This is a genomic window from Glycomyces artemisiae (assembly GCF_003002955.1).
Classification (GTDB): Bacteria; Actinomycetota; Actinomycetes; order Mycobacteriales; family Micromonosporaceae; genus Glycomyces; species Glycomyces artemisiae.
In genome coordinates this window covers 276,861-293,388 of sequence record NZ_PVTJ01000001.1, presented here as the reverse complement: position 1 = coordinate 293,388, position 16,528 = coordinate 276,861, and the positions used below count along the sequence as shown (strand labels likewise).

Sequence of the window (16,528 nt, the reverse complement as noted above, 5' to 3'; positions counted from 1 at the left end):
CGACCTGGTAGTCCGTGAAACGGTCAAACAACGCCTTCGCCCTTGCTTGGAGCTCGTCGTCAAGCCCGGTCAGTCTGCTGAAGTACTTCGACGCGGTCGAAAGATACCGAAGAGGAACGATTTGTAGCGCCGGCTCTCCTGGCGTGTCAAGGTGCAGGAAAGCTTCCGCTTTCAGGTCATACGCAACGTTTCATACACTCATGGGATCGCCTGGGGTCCAATGAAGGGCGCCGCAGATCGTCGAGAGTCTCTGCTGCCCGTCGAGCAAGTAGTTCACAGGGTAGTCGGGCTTGGTCTCGGCGACGGGAAGGTCGGCGATCGCGCGTTCGTTCGCCAGCTCCTGACGAGACTGCCAAAGCAGCATGCTCCCGATCGGGTAGTTGCGGGCGACGGAATCGAGCAGGTCGATGATCTGTTTTCTGCTCCAGACGAAGTTCCGTTGGAACCTGGGAAGAAGAATATCCCCTGTAAGCACTCGCTGCGCAAGCTGGACAATGCGCTCCGCGCTCGGCTTCGGGTCCTTAAAAGGGGGTTTAGGGTCGGAAGCGGGGGTGCTCAAGTTGCTCCATCAGGCGGTTCATGGCCACGGCTTCAATGCCGACAACTAGGACAGGACACTCACCGCGGTGGTTCGGCCGGTCCTCCGGCGTTGTCGAGCCAGAAGCATATGGGAACCGCTCCAATGCGATTGAGTGATGATAACGCAATAAGTGCTCACAGTGGCGTCGGCCGCCGCAGGTCAGGCGAGCATCGATATAGGAGCCATGGCCCAGCTTTCCGCGGACTCTGAACTGGCTCGGCACCCCATGCCCTACCCAAGCCCTGGGACGATGCCCTCAGAAATGTGGCCACTCAGTCGCGGCGGCGGCGGGCGCGCCAGTTTCGGGCGCCTCGGTAGAGCCAGGTGATCGCGCCGAGCATTGCGGTGCCGAGCCCGGAGGTCAGGAGGCTCTGGCGGAAGGTCACGCCGTCGCCGAAGAGTTGATAGCGGAGTCCCGCGTCGGTGCTGTCGATCGTGAGGGCCACGACCGCGCCGAGGACGCCGAGGGTCGAGATCAGGGGCGCCCGGCTGACGAGGAAGTCGAAGGCGGTCAGGAGCCAGGTCGTCAGGCGCATGCCCTCGCGGTGGAACCCTTCGGGCGGCAGCGCGTTGCGCCAGGCCGCGAGCGCCACGACGATCTGGCCGGTGAGCCAGACGTGCCGCTGCGCTCCGTCGTCCGAGAGCTTCCAGGAGCCACGGTCGGCGGTCGGGCCCGAGACCGTCTGGTCGCCGGCGATGAGGTAGTTGACGGCGCGGAGGCAGGCCGTGCGGGAGCGGTGGTCCCGTCGCTTCGCGAGGGCGAGCAGGGACCACGCGGTGCCGCTGTTGGCGCACTTGTTAGTGAGGCGCTCCGCCACCCACTCGTCGAGGCTGTTGGGCCACCGGCCGCTCTCGCGCTGCTGGTCCACGAGGTATTCGACGGCGAGCCGGTAGTCGTCCTCGGCGACCCGTGCGGCCTGGAACGCGACGAGGACCTGGGCCGTCGTCGCGGGGTTCGGCCGGGCCGAGCTGGTCACGCCCCAGCCGTGGCTGGAGGTGTCCTGGCAGCGCAGCAGGTAGGACGCGATCTTCGATCGGAGGTCGTCATGGTGCCGCCAGAGCGCGAACGCCCAGAGCGTCAGTGCGGTCGGCATGGTGCGCGGCAGGTCGCCGTTCGGGGTGGAGGACACCGACCCGTCGTTCAGGTCGACGCAGGATTCCAGGTAGGCGAGGGCCGCTTTGACTTCGCGGCTCGGCTCGTCGGGGGTGATCTGGTGGAGTGCGATGAGCGTCCACGCGGTCGGCTCCGCGCCGGAGAACGCGAACTCGCCGCTGCGGAACGACCCGTTCTTGTTCTGCTGCGTCATGGCCCAGCGCTTCGCGGCGCCGAGGTCGACGTCGTCGAGGACGCTGACGTCGAACCATCCCGACCTCCGGAGCGCGGTGATCGCGCAGACCGCGTCCACGGTTCCGCCCCACAGGGACGGATCCGCCCCGCCCGCCGAGACCGGCCATGCCTGCATGCCCGGCATCCGGTGCCGCCGGATCCACATCGCCGCGAGCGTCAGGCTCTTGTTGAGTTCGGCCTCAGTGGGCCAACGCCTTCTGGGCATCGCGCACCTCCACGGAGAGGGCGGAAGCGGCGCCGTGAATCGGGTGGAGCAAGGCGCACTTCTGCCATCGGGTTCGTTTGCTCAGCGCGCCATTGCAACTGAAACATGCGGACCTTCAATGATGGCAGAGGCGTGCACATTACGCATGTAAGGATCTACTTACTTCGATTTGTTTTGAATTCCGCGACCGAGTGGTCTTGGCAAGCCGGTTCCGTTGCGCCCCAATATTTTTCGTCGAGACCCGGTAATATCCGCTCTTCAGGCGGATGATGCGGTTCCACAGCCGGAATTGTGGGATCGGCACAATGCCGAATGTGCCGATCCCCGAGTCGGATATACGACAGGGCTACGGCAGGCGGCTCAGGGCGTCTTCTACTGCGCGGTGGAAGGTCGGGTAGGCGTAGATCATTTGGCGGAGGCGGGGGATGGGGGTGTGTTCGTGGACGGCGAGGGTGAGCATGGAGAGGACTTCGCCGCCGGTGGGGCCGGCGGAGGTGGCTCCGACGAGGATGCCGCGGTCGGTGTCGGCGACGAGTTTGATGAAGCCCTCGTTGCCCGACTTGTGGATCCAGCCTCTCGACGAGGACGGGATCTCCGAGACCGACGTCGCCACCTGGATGCCCTGGTCCTTGGCCTGTTGTTCGGTGAGGCCGACCGCGCCCACCTCCGGGTCGGTGAAGGTCACGCGCGGGACGGCGTGGTACTCGGCGCCCGGGTTGTCGTTGCCGAGGATGTGGTCGACGGCGATCCTGGCCTGGTACATCGACATGTGGGTGAACGCGCCCTTACCCGCGATGTCGCCGATCGCGTAGACGCCATCGGCGACCTTCATGTGGTCGTCCGGGGACAGCGAGCGGCCGCCCGCGTCGACGCCCACCGTTTCGAGGCCCAGGTCCTTGATGTTGGGCTTCCTGCCCGTCGCCACCAGGAGCCGGTCGGCTTCCACGGTCACCGTGCCCGCCTTGACGGCGAAGCGGCCGTCGTCGTGGGAGACGTGCTCGACGGCGGCGCCCGTGTGGAGGGCGATGCCCTCGGTGCGGAAGACGTTGGCGATGAGGTCGCCGGATTCGGGTTCTTCGAGGGCGAGGAGGCGGTCGGCGGCTTCGAAGACGGTGACCTGGGTGCCGAAGCGGGAGAACGCCTGGGCCATTTCGAGGCCGATGGCGCCGCCGCCGAGGACGATCAGCGAGTCGGGGGCCTCGGTGGCGGCGACGGCGTCGCGGTTGGTCCAGTAAGGGGTGTCGGCGAGGCCGGGGATGGGCGGGACGGCCGGTTCGGTGCCGGTGTTGAGGATGATGGCCTTGGCGACGGTGAAGTCCTGGTCGCCGACGCGGACGGCGCCGGGGCCGGTGATGGCGGCGGCGCCGCGGACGAGGCGGCCGCCGGCGTCGGTGAAGCGGTCGGCGGCGACCTGGTCGTTCCAGTCGTCGGTGGCCTCGCCGCGGATGCGGGCGGCGACGGTCGCGAAGTCGGGGGTGACGTCGGCCGAGCCGGAGAGGCCGGAGACGCGGCGGGCCTCGGCGAGCGCGTCGGAGCCGCGAACCATCATCTTGGTGGGGATGCAGCCGTAGTAGGGGCATTCGCCGCCGACGAGGCGGCGCTCCACGCCGACCACGGTGAGTCCGGCGCGCGCGAGTTCGGCCGCGGCGGACTCACCTCCGGGGCCCATGCCGACGACGACCACGTCCACTTGCTCCGCCATGTCCGGCTCCCTTCCTTGTCTTTGCGCCCCACCATACCGGCGCGGGGGCGCACCGTATCCGAGTCGAACACTCTGTTTCGGAAAACGTAAGAGCGAGGAGGAGTAAGGCTGGTGCAAATCGGGTAGGGTCGCGTGAGCGCCCGGACCCGAGGAGCAGCCCGATGATCGAGTTCCGCAACGTCACCAAGCGATTCCCGGACGGGACGGTGGCCGTCGACTCGTTCGACCTGGTGATCCCGTCGCACAAGACCACCGTGTTCGTGGGGTCCTCGGGCTGCGGGAAGACCACGCTGCTGCGGATGATCAACCGCATGGTCGAGCCGACCTCGGGCACAGTGGAGATCGACGGCGAGGACGTCGCCGCCAAGCAGGCCGTGCACCTGCGCCGCTCCATCGGGTACGTGATGCAGAACAGCGGCCTCATGCCGCACTTCACCGTCGCCGAGAACATCGCCACCGTGCCGCGGCTGACCGGGGAGACGCGGCGGGCCGCGAAGGCCAGGGCGCTGGAACTGATGGCGACCGTGGGCCTCGACGCGTCGATGGCCGACCGGTACCCCAGCCAGCTGTCGGGCGGGCAGCAGCAGCGCGTGGGCGTGGCCCGCGGGCTCGCCGCGGACCCGAACATCCTGCTCATGGACGAGCCGTTCGGCGCGGTCGACCCGATCGTGCGGGCCGAGCTCCAGACCGAGCTGATCCGGTTGCAGCGGGAGCTGGACAAGACCGTGGTGTTCGTGACGCACGACATCGACGAGGCGTTCCTCCTGGGCGACCAGGTCGCGATCCTCGCGAAGGGTGCCGAGCGCCTCCAGGTCGGCAGCCCCAGCGAGATCACCGAGGACCCCGCCGACGAGTTCGTGGCGGCGTTCATCGGCGCCGAGCGCGGCAAGCGGGCGCTGCGCGTGAAGCAGACCCCGCACGGGCCGGTGCTCGTGGACGCCGAGGGCCGCACGCAGGGCGTCCTCGTCGAAGGCGGGGCCTGAATGGACTGGGTGTCCGACAACCTCGACCTGATCGGATCCCTGACGCTCGACCACCTGCGCCAGAGCGTCATCGCCATCGTCGCCGGGTTCCTCCTGTCCCTGCCCCTGGGGTGGGTGGCGTGGCGGTACCGGCTCCTGCGCGGCTGGGTCATCACCGTGACCGGCCTGCTGTACACGATCCCCTCGCTCGCGCTGCTGATGATCCTGCCGGTCGTCGCGGGCTATCCGGCGACGAGCGAGACGAACCTCGTGATCGCCCTGACGATCTACGCCGTCGCGATCATGGTCCGGGCCGTCACCGACGGCCTCGACTCGGTCGACCCCGCGGTGCGCCGCGCGGCCACCGCCGTCGGGTACGGCGACGCGCGCCGGTTCTGGGCCGTGGACCTGCCGCTCGCCGGGCCGGTGATCCTCGCGGGCCTGCGGGTCACCGCGGTCAGCACCATTTCGCTCGCCACGGTCGGGATTCTCGTGGGCGTCACGAACCTCGGCTACCTGTTCACCAACGGCCTCCAACGGCGCATCATCCCCGAAGTGCTCGCCGGGATCGTCGCCGTCGCGCTCATCGCGCTCCTGGTGGACCTGCTGCTCATGCTCGCCGGACGGTCCCTGATGCCTTGGGCCCGAAGCAAGACGCCCGCGCGGCGCCGCGCCTCCGCAGGGGCCGCCGCGTGAACCTGCTCTCCGAGGCCTTCGCCTGGCTCACCGACCCCGAGCAGTGGACCGGGCCGAACGCGTTGCAGCACCTGCTGTTCCAGCAGCTGTACTTCACCGCGATCGCCGTCGGCATCGCCGCGGTCATCGCCGTCCCGCTCGGCTGGGCCATCGGCCACACCGGCAAGGGCCGCGAAGTCGCCGTCGCGTTCGCGGGCGCCGCGCGCGCCGTGCCCTCATTCGGCCTGCTGGTCCTGCTCGTGCTCCTCTTCGGCGTGCTCCACAAGCCAGAAGCGGCCGTCGTGACGTTCGTGATCCTCGCGATCCCGCCGCTCCTGGCCGGGGCGTACTCGGGGTTCGAGGCCATCGACCGGCGCACCGTCGACGCCGCGCGCGCCGTCGGCATGACCGAGGCGCAGGTCCTGTGGCGCGTGGAGGTCCCGCTCGGGCTGCCGCTGCTCGTCGGCGGGCTCCGCTCCGCGGTCCTGCAAGTGGTCGCGACCGTGACGATCGCGGCGTACGTCAACCTCGGCGGCCTGGGCCTGCCGATCATCACGGGCCTGAGCCTGCGCCGGTACGAGGTCGTCCTCGGCGGCGCCGTCCTGGTCGCGGTCCTCGCGCTCGTCCTCGACGCGCTCCTGGCCCTCGCGCAGCGGGCCGCGGTCCCCCACGGCGTGCTCGCCGCGCAAGGCCACGCGCCGCGGCGCCGCACCGAATCCTGACCCGACACCACCACCCGAGCAATGACCCATCAGTGAGAGGAAGACCCATGTTCACAATGCGGGGCACACGCAGAGGACTCGCCGCCGCCGCCGTCCTCGGCACCGCGATCGCGATGACCGGCTGCTCCTCCGACGACCCGCTCGGCGAGAACGAGTCGACCGGCGAGGCCGCGAACGGCGCCATCGTCATCGGATCGCAGGCCTACTACTCCAACGAGATCATCGCCGAGATCTACGCCCAGGCCCTCGAAGGCGCCGGGCAGGAGGTCGAGCGCCGCTTCAGCATCGGCCAGCGCGACGCCTACATCCCCGAGCTGGAGAGCGGCGCCATCACGCTGTTCCCCGAGTACACCGGGAACCTCCTCCAGTTCTTCGACGCCGAGACCGAGGCCCGCTCCCCCGAGGACGTCTACGCCGCGCTCGGCGAGGCCCTCCCCGACGGCCTCACGGTCCTGGAGCAGTCGACCGCGAGCGACCAGGACTCCTACACCGTCACGAAGGCGTTCGCCGACGCGAACTCCCTCACCTCGATCGCCGACCTCGCGAACGTCTCCGAGACGCTCACCCTCGGCGGCCCGCCCGAGCTCGCCGAGCGCCCGTACGGGCCGACCGGCCTCGAAGACGTCTACGGCGTGCAGGTCGAGTTCTCCGCGACCGGCGACACCACCGTCGAGGACCTCGTGGCCGGGACCGTGAACGTCGCGAACGTGTTCACCGCCGACCCGCGCATCCAGACCGACGACCTCGTGGTCCTGGAGGACCCCGAGTCGCTGTTCCTGGCGTCGAACGTGGTCCCGCTGGTCAGCGAGGACATCGCCGACGAGGTGTCCGAGGTGTCCGAGGTGATCAACGCGGTGAGCGCCGCGCTCACCCCGGAGGGCCTGATCGCGCTGAACGTGCAGAGCACGGTCGACCAGATGTCGACGCCCGACATCGCGAAGCAGTGGCTCGAAGACAACGGATTGAGCTAGACGCAACGGGAAAGGCCGGTCGCGGTGCGACCGGCCTTTTCGCTACGCGGCGAGCTGCGCGCGGGCCTCCATGAGGGCCTGCCCGAGGAGGTTGAGGCCGCGCCACGTCGCCGGGTCGGCGGCGCGCGGGTCGTCCCCGGCGAGGCCGATGCCCCAGATGCGGTCCTTCGGGCTCGCCTCCACGAGGACCCGGTCGCCGGTCGAGCGGAGGTAGGCGAGGAGCTCGGGGTGCTGGCCGAACTTGAGCACGTTGCCGCGCACGACGATGGCGAACCGCTCGGCCTCCCAGACGTCCTGGGCGTAGCCGCGGACCTGGCGGCCGAGTTTCTGGGCGTTCCGCGGGTGGCCGGAGGCGAGGATCCTGTCGGCGGCCTCGGTGTCGCCGAACAGCCATGCCTTGTGCGCCATCATGTAGTGCTCGGCGGTGTCGTAGCGGCGGCCGTCGTCGGTGAACACCGAAGGCCACCACTGGCTCAGGCAGCCGCGGCCGGGGCCGTCGGGCTCGGGCTTCTCGTTCCAGAAGAACAGGTAGTCGGGGGTCGGCATCGGGCCAGCTTCGCACGGGCGCGGGCCGCGCGCAACGCGGTAAAGTTGAGGACATTGTCAAGATGGGATCGTCGGGATGGAGGGGGCGGCCGTGGGCGAGGCGCGGACGGTGCGGGCGGACGCCCGCCGCAACATCGAGAAGCTCCTGTGCGCCGCCGCCGAGGTCTTCGGCGAGCGCGGCCTGCACGCGCCGCTCGACGCCATCGCGCAGCGCGCCGGGGTGAGCACCGGGACGATCTACCACCGGTTCGGCAGCCGCGAGGGCCTCATCGACGCCGTGGTCCCGCAGTACGCGGAGGAGCGGCTCGACGCCGCCGCGGGGCGGGCGCTGGCGTGCGCGGACCCGTGGGAGGGGTTCGCGCAGTACGTGGAGCGGGTGTGCGAGCTCCAGGTGCAGAACCTGGCGTTGAACGACGTGATCTCGCGGAACCACCCGGGGACGGCGCGGCTCGCGGAGGTCTGCCACCGGTCGCAGGAGCAGGCGCGGCGGATCGCGGAGCGGGCGCAGGCCGACGGGTCGCTGCGGGCGGACTTCGCGGCGGAGGACCTGCTGTTCGTGTTCTGGTCCACCGCGATGCTGGTGCGGTTCACGGCGGAGGACGCGCCGGACGCGTGGCGGCGGAGCCTGGCGTTCACGCTCGACGGGCTCAGGTCGGAGGGGGCGCGGCCGCTGCCGACCGCGGCTCTGACGCCCGAGCAGGTCGAGCGGGTCATGCAGAGCCGCGGCGGCGCGTAGCCGGCGGGCGTTAGCGGTCGGACCAGGCGGTGTCGAGGGCCTGGAGGAACGCCTCGACGGGCTGGGCGCCGGAGACGCCGTACTTGCCGTCGATGACGAAGAACGGGACGCCGGTGACGCGCAGTTCGCGGGCCTGCCGGATGTCGGCGTCGACGGCGTCGTCGTAGTCGCCGTTCTTGAGCGCGCTCAGCGCGGCGGCCCGGTCGAGGCCGGTCTCGGCGGCGAGGTCGGCGAGCACGTCGTGGTCGGCGACGTTGAGGCCGTCGGTGAAGAAGGCCTTGAAGAGGCGGTGGACCAGGGCGGTCTGGCTGCCGTGCGCGGCGGCGAAGTGGGAGAGCCGGTGGGCGTCGCGGGTGTTGACCGCGAGGGCCGTGTCGAACCGGTAGTCGAGGCCGAGGCTCTTGCCGCGCTCGGCGACCTGGGCGTTCATGGCCTCGGCCTGGGCGCGCGGGAAGCCCTTCTCCCGCTCCAGGATGTCGAGCACGTTCTGCGGCTTGTCGCTCGGCAGCTCCGGCATGAGCTGGAACGCGTGGTAGCGGGTGACGGTCTCGTGCGGGAAGCGTTCGAGGGCCTGGCCCAGGAGCGCGTCGCCCATGTAGCAGAAGGGGCACATGACGTCGGACCAGACGTCGATCGACACGGGGTCGGCGCTGCGGCCGAAGACCTCGCCGGCCATCACTCGCACACCCCGTCCGCGCCGCACACGCCGTAGGCCTCGTCGGAGGTCACCAGGAGGAGCGGTGCCTTGAGCGCGACGGGCCGCTGCGGCTCGGGCGCTTCGGTCTCGGGAGCCTCGGGCTCCTCGGTCGCTGTCGCGTTCTCGTAAGTTGACGCCATAGTCAACAACGCTACCGCAACTTGAGGCCGCCGCCAAGTTAGCGCACGACGGAAGCTTGCTTGCCGGGCGGCTAGCGGGGGCAGTAGGGTCGGGGCACCTCAGATTCGGAAGGGTGCACATGGGCGATCCGCAGCTCGCTGCGCTGGCGCAGCGGTACTTCGACTTTCACCTGGCCGACAACCCCATGTCGGCGAGCTTCTACGGGATTCCCGGTTACGACCACCTCCTGCCGGACCCGGGCCGGGACGGCGACGCCGCTCGCCTCGCCCACCACGCGGAGGTCCGCGAGGGCCTCGCCGCGCTCGACGCGGGCGGGCTCGAAGGCCAGGACCGGATCACGCACTCGATGCTCGGGCGGCTCGTGCGCGACCAGTCCGCGGTCATCGAGTCCCGGCTCGGCGAGGTCGCGCTGAGCAACACCATCAGCGGGCCGGTCACCTCGATGCTGTCCTCGCTGCCGCGCCAGAGCCTCGACTCCGAACAGCGCAGCCGCGACTACCTCGTCAGGCTCGGGAAGCTCGACGACTACTTCGGCGCGGTGCTGGACCGGTACCGGCAGGCCGGGGCCGAAGGGCGGCACCAGACCCGGGGCGGCGTGCTCGGGGTCATGGAGCAGGTGGCCGATTACCTTGCGACCGATATAGAACGGGACGCCCTCGCGGCGCCGGAGCCGTCCGGTGTGGACGTCGACGAGTGGAAGGCCGAGGCCCGCGCGCTCGTCGCCGAGCGGGTCCGGCCCGCGCTCGCGCGGTGGCGCGAGGCCCTTGAGGCGGAGTTCCTGCCGGTCGCCCGCGGCGACGGCGAGGTCGGCGTGTGCCACGTGCCGGGCGGCCTGGAGGGATACGCGGCCGCGTCGCGGCAGTTCACCACCACCGACCTCGACCCCGAAGCGGTGCACCGGATCGGGCTCGAAGAGGTCGAGCGGAACCGGGCCGAGTTCGCCGAGATCGGGGCCAGGGAGCTGGGGACCGGGGACGTCGCCGAGGTCGTGGAGCGGCTGCGCGGCGACACCTCGCTGCGGTACGAGACCGCCGAGCAGATCGTGGCCGACGTGACCGCGGCGCTGCGGCGGGCCGAGGACGCGCTCCCCGCGGCGTTCCTGGAGTACGACTTCGCCCCGTGCTCGGTCGAGGTGATCCCCGAGCACGCGGCCAAGGGCTCGACCCTCGCGTACTACACCGTCCCGGCCTCCGACGGCTCGCGGCCCGGCACGCACTGGGTGAACACCTATGCGCCGCAGACGCGCTCGCGCTACGAGTACGAGGCGCTCGCGTTCCACGAGAGCGTCCCCGGGCACCACCTCCAGTTCGCGCTGGGCCAGACCCTGAAGGACCTGCCGCAGTTCCGGCAGTTCGGGTACGTGACGGCGTTCGGCGAGGGCTGGGGCCTGTACACCGAGCGGCTGTGCGACGAGATCGGGCTCTACAGCGGCGATCTGGCGCGGCTCGGGATGGTCTCGTTCGACGCGTGGCGGGCCTGCCGGCTCGTGGTCGACACCGGGATGCACGCGTTCGGGTGGTCGCGGGAGCGGGCCGTGCAGTTCATGCGCGACAACACCGCCCTGTCCGAAGTGAACATCGCCAACGAGGTCGACCGGTACATCGCCTGGCCCGGCCAGGCCCTCGCGTACATGATCGGCCGCAGGCACATCCAGGGCCTGCGCTCCAGAGCCGAGCGGGAGCTGGGGGCCGCGTTCGACCTGCGGCACTTCCACGACCGCATCCTCAGCAGCGGCTCGATCCCGCTGGAGACGATGACCGGCGTCGTGGACGCCTGGATCGCCGAGTCCAGGTAGTCCCCCGACCGGTGTCGGATCGCCGACAGACAGCGACCGAGCGGTCCGAGATGATGTGAACGCGGCGGCGACTCCCCCCGGGCGCCGCCGCGACATTCTTTCCAGCCGCCCCAGGAGCGGCGGACCGGCTGAGCCGCAGCGCACCCCGTCGCTCCACAATGGAGTATGAGGCTCGCCGTCATTTCACACAAAAGCCGATTAGCGGTCGTTCGCACAGAGAACCGTGGAGAACATCACCATTCGGGATGAGGCCTTTCGCCCGACACGGGCTTAGGTTAGCCTAACCTACACGCTCCCCGGGTTCCCCATCCGCGCAGTCCCTCCGAGAAAGGTGACACTCCGTGCTGACAAGCGCCGACCTCCGTCCGGCCCCCGCGCCGCTCGACCGCACCGCACCCCCGGCCCTCCTCGGCCGCGACTCGGCGGCCGCCTACCGCGGCCTCGTCGCCGACGTCGCCGCCCGCCTGGCCGAGCGGTTCGCGGCGGTCGATCAGCCGTGGACCGGCGCCGCACCGGCGGCCCTCGCGCCCGCCGTCGCGGCCGTCGACCTCGACCGGCCCCTGGAGTCCTTCGAGGCCGCGTTCGACGAGGTCGGCGGGCTCTACCTCGACGACGCGGTCTGGTTCCACCACCCGCGCTACCTCGCCCACCTCAACTGCCCCGTGGCACTCCCGGCCGTCGCCGCCGAGACCGTCCTCGCGGCCGTGAACACCTCCTTGGACACCTGGGACCAGAGCGCGGGCGGGACCCTCATCGAGCAGCGGCTCATCGACTGGACGGCGCAGCGCGTCGGCCTCGGCCCGGACGCCGACGGGGTGTTCACCTCCGGTGGGACGCAGTCGAACCTGCACGCGCTCCTCCTCGCCCGAGACGAGGCCGTGGAGGCCGTGCTCCTCAAGCACCGCGTCGAGGCCGGGACGCCGCCGCGGAGCGTCGAGGTCCTTCCCCGCCTGCGGTTCTTCGCCTCCCCGCACTCGCACTTCTCGGTCGTCAAGGCCGCCAGGATCCTCGGCCTCGGCGAGGACGCCGTAGTGACGGTGCCCGCCGACGACTGGTTCCGCCTGAACCCCGCGGCCCTCGACGCCGCCATCGAGACCTGCCGCGAGCAGGGGAACGTGCCCGCCGCGGTCGTCGCCACCGCCGGGACCACCGACTTCGGGTCCGTCGACCCGCTCGGGCCGATCGCCGAAATCGCTGCGGCGCACGGGGTCTGGCTCCACGTCGACGCCGCGTACGGGTGCGGGCTGCTCGTGTCGCTGGAGCACCGCGGGCTCCTCGACGGTATCGGGCAGGCCGACTCGGTCACCGTCGACTACCACAAGTCGTTCTTCCAGCCCGTGAGCTCCTCCGCGCTGCTCGTCAAGGACCGGGCCGCGCTGCGGCACGTCACGCACCACGCCGACTACCTCAACCCCGTCGAGGGCGCGCTGCCGAACCAGGTCGACAAGAGCCTCCAGACCACGCGCCGCTTCGACGCGCTGAAGCTGTGGATGACGCTGCGCACCTTGGGACCCGACGCCCTCGGCGCCATGTTCGACCGCGTCTGCGCGCTCGCCGACCAGACCTGGGACTGGCTCGCCTCCGACCCGCGCTTCGAGGTCGCCGCGCCGCCCTCGCAGCTCTCGACCGTGCTGTTCCGCCTGGCGGGCGCCGACGACGAGGTGCACCGCACCGCGCGCGAGGCCCTCGCGGCCTCCGGCGAGGGCATGGTCGCCGCGACCCGCGTCGAGGGCCGCATCGCCCTCAAGCTCACCCTGCTCAACCCCGAGACGTCCCTTGAGGACGTCGTCCCGGTGCTGGAGGCGCTCGCGCGCCACGGCAAGGAGGCCAAGTGACCGTCCGCGACTTCATCGGCATCGGCCTGGGGCCGTTCAACCTCGGCCTGGCCGCGCTCACCGCCCCGCTCGACCTCGACGGTCTGTTCCTGGAGCGCAAGCCGGACGTCGACTGGCACCCCGGGATGCTCATCGAGGGCACCACCATGCAGGTGCCGTTCATGGCCGACCTCGTGACGCTCGCCGACCCGACCTCGACGTACTCGTTCCTCAACTACCTCAAGGACACCGGGCGGATCTACCCGTTCTACATCCGCGAGTCGTTCTTCCAGCTGCGCGCCGAGTTCCAGGACTACCTGCGGTGGGCCGCGAGGAGGATGGCGAACTTGGAGTTCGAGCGGGAGGTCACCGCCGTGGCCTGGGAGGACGGCGCCTACGCCGTCACCTCCGAAGGGCCCGGCGGGACGCGCACCGACCGCGCGAAGCGCCTGGTGCTCGGCACCGGCACGCCGCCGTGGGTGCCGCCCGCGTGCCGGGAGCTGGAGTCCGAGACCGTCTGCCACGCCTCGTCCTACCTTGAGAATCGCGACAAGCTCAAGGGCTGCAGGTCGATCACCGTGGTCGGCTCGGGCCAGAGCGCCGCCGAGATCTACCGGGACCTATTGGGGGGCATCGAGGAAGGCGGGTACGAGCTGAACTGGGTGACGCGTTCGCCGCGGTTCTTCCCGCTCGAATACACCAAGCTGACCCTGGAGATGACCAGCCCGGAGTACGTGGACTACTTCCACGCGCTTCCGGCGGCGAAGCGCGACGAGCTCAACCAGGCCCACAAGGGACTGTACAAGGGCATCAACGCGGAGCTGATCAACGACATCTTCGACGTGCTGTACGAGAAGCAGTTCACCATGGGGTCGGTGCCGACGCGCCTGTTCACGAACTGCACCGTGGAGAAGGCCGCCGGATGCGGCAGCGTGCGACTCGGCGTGCGCCAGCACGAGCAGGACCGGAGCTTCGAGCTGGTCACCGAGGGCCTCGTGCTCGCCACCGGCTACAGTTACCGCGTCCCCGCCTTCCTCGACCAGGTCCGGGACCGGCTGCGCTTCGACGCGACCGGCCGCCTGGAGCCCCGCCGCGACTACAGCGTCGACAAAGCGGGCGAGGGCGAGGTCTTCGTCCAGAACGCCGAACTCGCGACCCACGGCTTCACCGCCCCCGACCTGGGCATGGCCGCCCACCGCAACTCCTGGATCATCCGGTCGATGACCGGCCGGGAGGTCTACCCCATCGAGCAGCGAATCGGCTTCCAGGAGTTCGGAGCACCGACACCATGACCTTTGCGACCGCCCCCGCGACCTTCTACCACCTGCATCCGAACCTGGGCGACTTCGGGCTGCGCCCGGTCGACCCGCCGACCGACTCGCCGCTGATCCACGAGTGGGTCACGCACCCGAAGGCGCGCTACTGGATGATGCAGGACGCCGCCGTGGCCGACGTGCTCGCCGAGCACGAGTCCATTCAGGATGATCCGTACCACTTCGCGTACATGGGGCTCTACCACTACCGGGCCCGGTTCCTCGTCGAGGTCTACGACCCGGCGCACTCCGAGCTGGCGTCGGTGTACGACCCGCAGGAGGGGGACGTGGGCATGCACGTGCTCACGGCCCCGACCGAAAAGCCGATCCCCGGGTTCACGCGCGGCGTCATGACCGCGGTGATGCACCTGCTGTTCGAGGGCTTCCGCGCCGAGCGGGTCGTGGTCGAGCCCGACTCCGGCAACGAGGCCATCCACCGGCTCAACGAGTTCGCCGGCTTCCATCCGGAGAGGACGGTGGCGCTCAAGGACAAGGAGGCGCTGCTGAGCTTCTGCACCCGCATGGACTTCGAGCGGTCCGAAGCGAGAGGAGTGAACGCGTGAGCGCGATCGACCACCTGACCCCGTCCCTGTGGCAGCGGGCCACCAGGAACCTGCTGGCCAAGGCCATCGGCGAGTTCGCCCACGAGCGGCTGCTCGTGCCCGTCAAGGACGGCGCATCGTATGTGCTGCAAGCGGACGGTGAGCAGTACCGGTTCAGCGCGCGGCGGTTCAAGCTCGACCACTGGGTGGTCGACCCGGACTCGGTCGAGCGCACCGGCCCCGACGGGGCGGCGCTGGAGGCCGACGCGGCCGCGTTCTTCCTGGCGTTCAAGGGCGAACTGGGCCTGAGCGACGCGGTGCTGCCGGTCTACCTCGAAGAGGTCGCGGCCACCGTCAACCGCGGGGCGTTCCAGCTCGCGGAGGACCAGCCGACCTCGGCAGCGCTCGTCGGCGCGGGCTTCCAGGCGATCGAGGCGGCCATGACCGGCGGGCACCCGTGCTTCGTGGCCGGGTCGGGGCGCCTCGGGTTCACCGCCGAGGACTACCGGGCCTACGCGCCCGAAGCCGGTGCGGGCGTGCGGCTCATGTGGCTCGCCGCGCCGCGCGAGCACGCGATGTTCGCCTCCTCGCCGGAGCTGGACTTCCAGTGGCTCCTGGACACTCAGGTCGACGCCGACTCGCGCGAGTACTTCGCGTCGGTCCTCACCGACCGGGGACTGACCTATGAGGACGTCTACCTGATTCCGGTGCACCCGTGGCAGTGGCGCAACAAGATCTCCGTGACGTTCGCGCCCGAGATCGCCGCCGGGCGGCTCATCCCGCTCGGCGAGGGCCACGACGAGTTCCAGGCGCAGCAGTCGATCCGCACGTTCTTCGACCGCACCGACCCCGGCCGCGACTACGTCAAGACCGCGCTGTCGGTGCTGAACATGGGGTTCATGCGAGGCCTGTCGACCGAGTACATGGAGGTCACGCCCGCGATCTGCGACTGGGTGGCGGACCTCGTGCACGGCGACCCGACCCTGAAGCGCCACGGCACGACCGTGCTCCGCGAGCGCGCGGCCGTGGGCTACCGGCACCCGGCCTACACGGCCGGGGCGCCGAAGGGGTCCCCCTACCGGAAGATGCTCGCGGCCCTGTGGCGCGAGAGCCCGGTCCCCAAGCTGGGCAAGGGGGAGCGCGCCGCCACGATGGCGTCGCTGCTGCACGTCGACCGGGACGGGAAGCCGTTCGCGTCGGCGCTCATCCGCCGCTCGGGCCTGCGCCCGGCCGACTGGCTGCGCGGGTACCTCGACGCGTACCTGGTGCCGCTCGTGCACTGCCTGTACCGGTACGGGCTGGTCTTCATGCCGCACGGCGAGAACATCATCCTGGTGCTCAAGGACGGCGCCGTGGAGCGGGTGTTCCTCAAGGACATCGGCGAGGAGTGCGCGGTCCTGGAGCCGACCACCGAGGTGCCCGAGGCGATCGGGCGGATCAGGGCCGACGTGCCCGACGGGGTGCGGGCGCTGTCGATCCTCACCGACGTCGCCGACTGCTTCCTGCGGTTCCTCGCCGGGACCCTGCACGTCGACGGCGTGCTCAGCGAGGACGAGTTCTGGCGGGTCGCCGCCGAGGCGCTCAAGGACTATGAGAAGGACCACCCCGAGCTGGCCGAGGCGTTCGCGCGGTTCCCGCTGTTCGAGGACGCGTTCCCACTCTCGTGCCTGAACCGCTTGCAGCTCAAGAACAACCAGCAGATGGTGGACATCGAGAACCAGGAGGAGAGCCTGATCTACGCGGGCAGGCTCGATAACCCTCTGTCCGCTTGGCGCTGAC

General features: G+C 70.2%; 16 protein-coding genes. 10 read left to right on the top strand and 6 right to left on the bottom strand.

All coding sequences use genetic code 11. The features are described from left to right. Positions 1-190: 190 nt before the first annotated feature. From B0I28_RS27580 to B0I28_RS01355, 3 genes are all read right to left on the bottom strand, one after another. On the bottom strand, positions 191-559 hold the full coding sequence (locus tag B0I28_RS27580) for a DUF262 domain-containing protein (protein ID WP_219926493.1): 369 nt from the start codon (positions 557-559) through the stop codon (positions 191-193). A gap of 293 nt (positions 560-852) precedes the next feature. After that, on the bottom strand, positions 853-2,133 hold the full coding sequence (locus B0I28_RS01360) for a prenyltransferase/squalene oxidase repeat-containing protein (RefSeq protein WP_146147935.1): 1,281 nt from the start codon (positions 2,131-2,133) through the stop codon (positions 853-855). Positions 2,134-2,479: 346 nt separating this feature from the next. Further along, positions 2,480-3,835, bottom strand: a complete 1,356-nt coding sequence (locus B0I28_RS01355) for a dihydrolipoyl dehydrogenase family protein (protein ID WP_106362016.1) — start codon at positions 3,833-3,835, stop codon at positions 2,480-2,482. Between the two features lie 161 nt (positions 3,836-3,996). Between B0I28_RS01355 and B0I28_RS01350 the strand changes: the two genes are divergently transcribed. Genes B0I28_RS01350 through B0I28_RS01335 form a run of 4 tightly spaced genes read left to right on the top strand, consistent with a single transcriptional unit; the run spans position 3,997 to position 7,165 of the window. Beyond that, a complete protein-coding gene (locus B0I28_RS01350) occupies positions 3,997-4,818 on the top strand; it encodes an ABC transporter ATP-binding protein (protein WP_106362015.1) in 822 nt (273 codons plus the stop codon). Next, complete coding sequence (locus B0I28_RS01345; protein ID WP_106362014.1) at positions 4,819-5,493, top strand: ABC transporter permease; 675 nt, start codon at positions 4,819-4,821, stop codon at positions 5,491-5,493. Then, positions 5,490-6,194: an ABC transporter permease gene (locus tag B0I28_RS01340; RefSeq protein WP_106362594.1), complete on the top strand. Its 705-nt coding sequence runs from the start codon at positions 5,490-5,492 to the stop codon at positions 6,192-6,194. The genes B0I28_RS01345 and B0I28_RS01340 overlap by 4 nt, the downstream gene beginning before the upstream one ends. Before the next feature lie 47 nt (positions 6,195-6,241). Further along, the gene (locus tag B0I28_RS01335) at positions 6,242-7,165 is read left to right on the top strand and encodes an ABC transporter substrate-binding protein (RefSeq protein ID WP_106362013.1); all 924 of its coding nucleotides are present in this window, start codon (positions 6,242-6,244) and stop codon (positions 7,163-7,165) included. 42 nt (positions 7,166-7,207) lie between these two features. On the opposite strand, the gene B0I28_RS01330 is transcribed toward B0I28_RS01335, so the two are convergent. Then, positions 7,208-7,711: a riboflavin biosynthesis intermediates N-glycosidase gene (locus B0I28_RS01330; RefSeq protein WP_106362012.1), complete on the bottom strand. Its 504-nt coding sequence runs from the start codon at positions 7,709-7,711 to the stop codon at positions 7,208-7,210. A 91-nt stretch (positions 7,712-7,802) separates the two neighbouring features. On the opposite strand from B0I28_RS01330, the gene B0I28_RS01325 reads away from it, so the two are divergent. After that, complete coding sequence (locus B0I28_RS01325; RefSeq protein ID WP_219926492.1) at positions 7,803-8,447, top strand: TetR/AcrR family transcriptional regulator; 645 nt, start codon at positions 7,803-7,805, stop codon at positions 8,445-8,447. Between the two features lie 10 nt (positions 8,448-8,457). On the opposite strand, the gene B0I28_RS01320 is transcribed toward B0I28_RS01325, so the two are convergent. Next, positions 8,458-9,123, bottom strand: a complete 666-nt coding sequence (locus tag B0I28_RS01320; protein WP_106362011.1) for a DsbA family oxidoreductase — start codon at positions 9,121-9,123, stop codon at positions 8,458-8,460. Further along, complete coding sequence (locus B0I28_RS27030; protein ID WP_181245591.1) at positions 9,123-9,284, bottom strand: hypothetical protein; 162 nt, start codon at positions 9,282-9,284, stop codon at positions 9,123-9,125. The genes B0I28_RS01320 and B0I28_RS27030 overlap by 1 nt, the downstream gene beginning before the upstream one ends. Positions 9,285-9,403: 119 nt before the next feature. On the opposite strand from B0I28_RS27030, the gene B0I28_RS01315 reads away from it, so the two are divergent. The 5 genes from B0I28_RS01315 to B0I28_RS01295 all read left to right on the top strand — a co-directional run bounded on the left by B0I28_RS01315 (position 9,404) and on the right by B0I28_RS01295 (position 16,527). Continuing rightward, entirely contained in the window at positions 9,404-11,080 is a 1,677-nt protein-coding gene (locus B0I28_RS01315) for a DUF885 domain-containing protein (RefSeq protein WP_106362010.1), read from the top strand. A 344-nt stretch (positions 11,081-11,424) separates the two neighbouring features. Further along, a complete protein-coding gene (locus B0I28_RS01310) occupies positions 11,425-12,915 on the top strand; it encodes a pyridoxal phosphate-dependent decarboxylase family protein (protein WP_106362592.1) in 1,491 nt (496 codons plus the stop codon). After that, entirely contained in the window at positions 12,912-14,186 is a 1,275-nt protein-coding gene (locus B0I28_RS01305) for a lysine N(6)-hydroxylase/L-ornithine N(5)-oxygenase family protein (RefSeq protein ID WP_106362009.1), read from the top strand. The genes B0I28_RS01310 and B0I28_RS01305 overlap by 4 nt, the downstream gene beginning before the upstream one ends. Beyond that, complete coding sequence (locus tag B0I28_RS01300) at positions 14,183-14,770, top strand: GNAT family N-acetyltransferase (protein ID WP_106362008.1); 588 nt, start codon at positions 14,183-14,185, stop codon at positions 14,768-14,770. The genes B0I28_RS01305 and B0I28_RS01300 overlap by 4 nt, the downstream gene beginning before the upstream one ends. Next, positions 14,767-16,527 (top strand): IucA/IucC family protein, encoded by a 1,761-nt coding sequence (locus B0I28_RS01295; protein WP_219926490.1) that lies wholly within the window; start codon positions 14,767-14,769, stop codon positions 16,525-16,527. The genes B0I28_RS01300 and B0I28_RS01295 overlap by 4 nt, the downstream gene beginning before the upstream one ends. Position 16,528 lies beyond the last annotated feature (1 nt).

What these genes read in the sequence shown, in the direction of transcription:
- B0I28_RS01360 (WP_146147935.1), bottom strand. Translation starts at nt 2,133, where the DNA reads ATGCCCAGAAGGCGTTGGCCCACTGAGGCCGAACTCAACAAGAGCCTG.
- B0I28_RS01355 (WP_106362016.1), bottom strand. Translation starts at nt 3,835, where the DNA reads ATGGCGGAGCAAGTGGACGTGGTCGTCGTCGGCATGGGCCCCGGAGGT.
- B0I28_RS01350 (WP_106362015.1), top strand. Translation starts at nt 3,997, where the DNA reads ATGATCGAGTTCCGCAACGTCACCAAGCGATTCCCGGACGGGACGGTG.
- B0I28_RS01345 (WP_106362014.1), top strand. Translation starts at nt 4,819, where the DNA reads ATGGACTGGGTGTCCGACAACCTCGACCTGATCGGATCCCTGACGCTC.
- B0I28_RS01335 (WP_106362013.1), top strand. Translation starts at nt 6,242, where the DNA reads ATGTTCACAATGCGGGGCACACGCAGAGGACTCGCCGCCGCCGCCGTC.
- B0I28_RS01330 (WP_106362012.1), bottom strand. Translation starts at nt 7,711, where the DNA reads ATGCCGACCCCCGACTACCTGTTCTTCTGGAACGAGAAGCCCGAGCCC.
- B0I28_RS01320 (WP_106362011.1), bottom strand. Translation starts at nt 9,123, where the DNA reads ATGGCCGGCGAGGTCTTCGGCCGCAGCGCCGACCCCGTGTCGATCGAC.
- B0I28_RS27030 (WP_181245591.1), bottom strand. Translation starts at nt 9,284, where the DNA reads ATGGCGTCAACTTACGAGAACGCGACAGCGACCGAGGAGCCCGAGGCT.
- B0I28_RS01315 (WP_106362010.1), top strand. Translation starts at nt 9,404, where the DNA reads ATGGGCGATCCGCAGCTCGCTGCGCTGGCGCAGCGGTACTTCGACTTT.
- B0I28_RS01300 (WP_106362008.1), top strand. Translation starts at nt 14,183, where the DNA reads ATGACCTTTGCGACCGCCCCCGCGACCTTCTACCACCTGCATCCGAAC.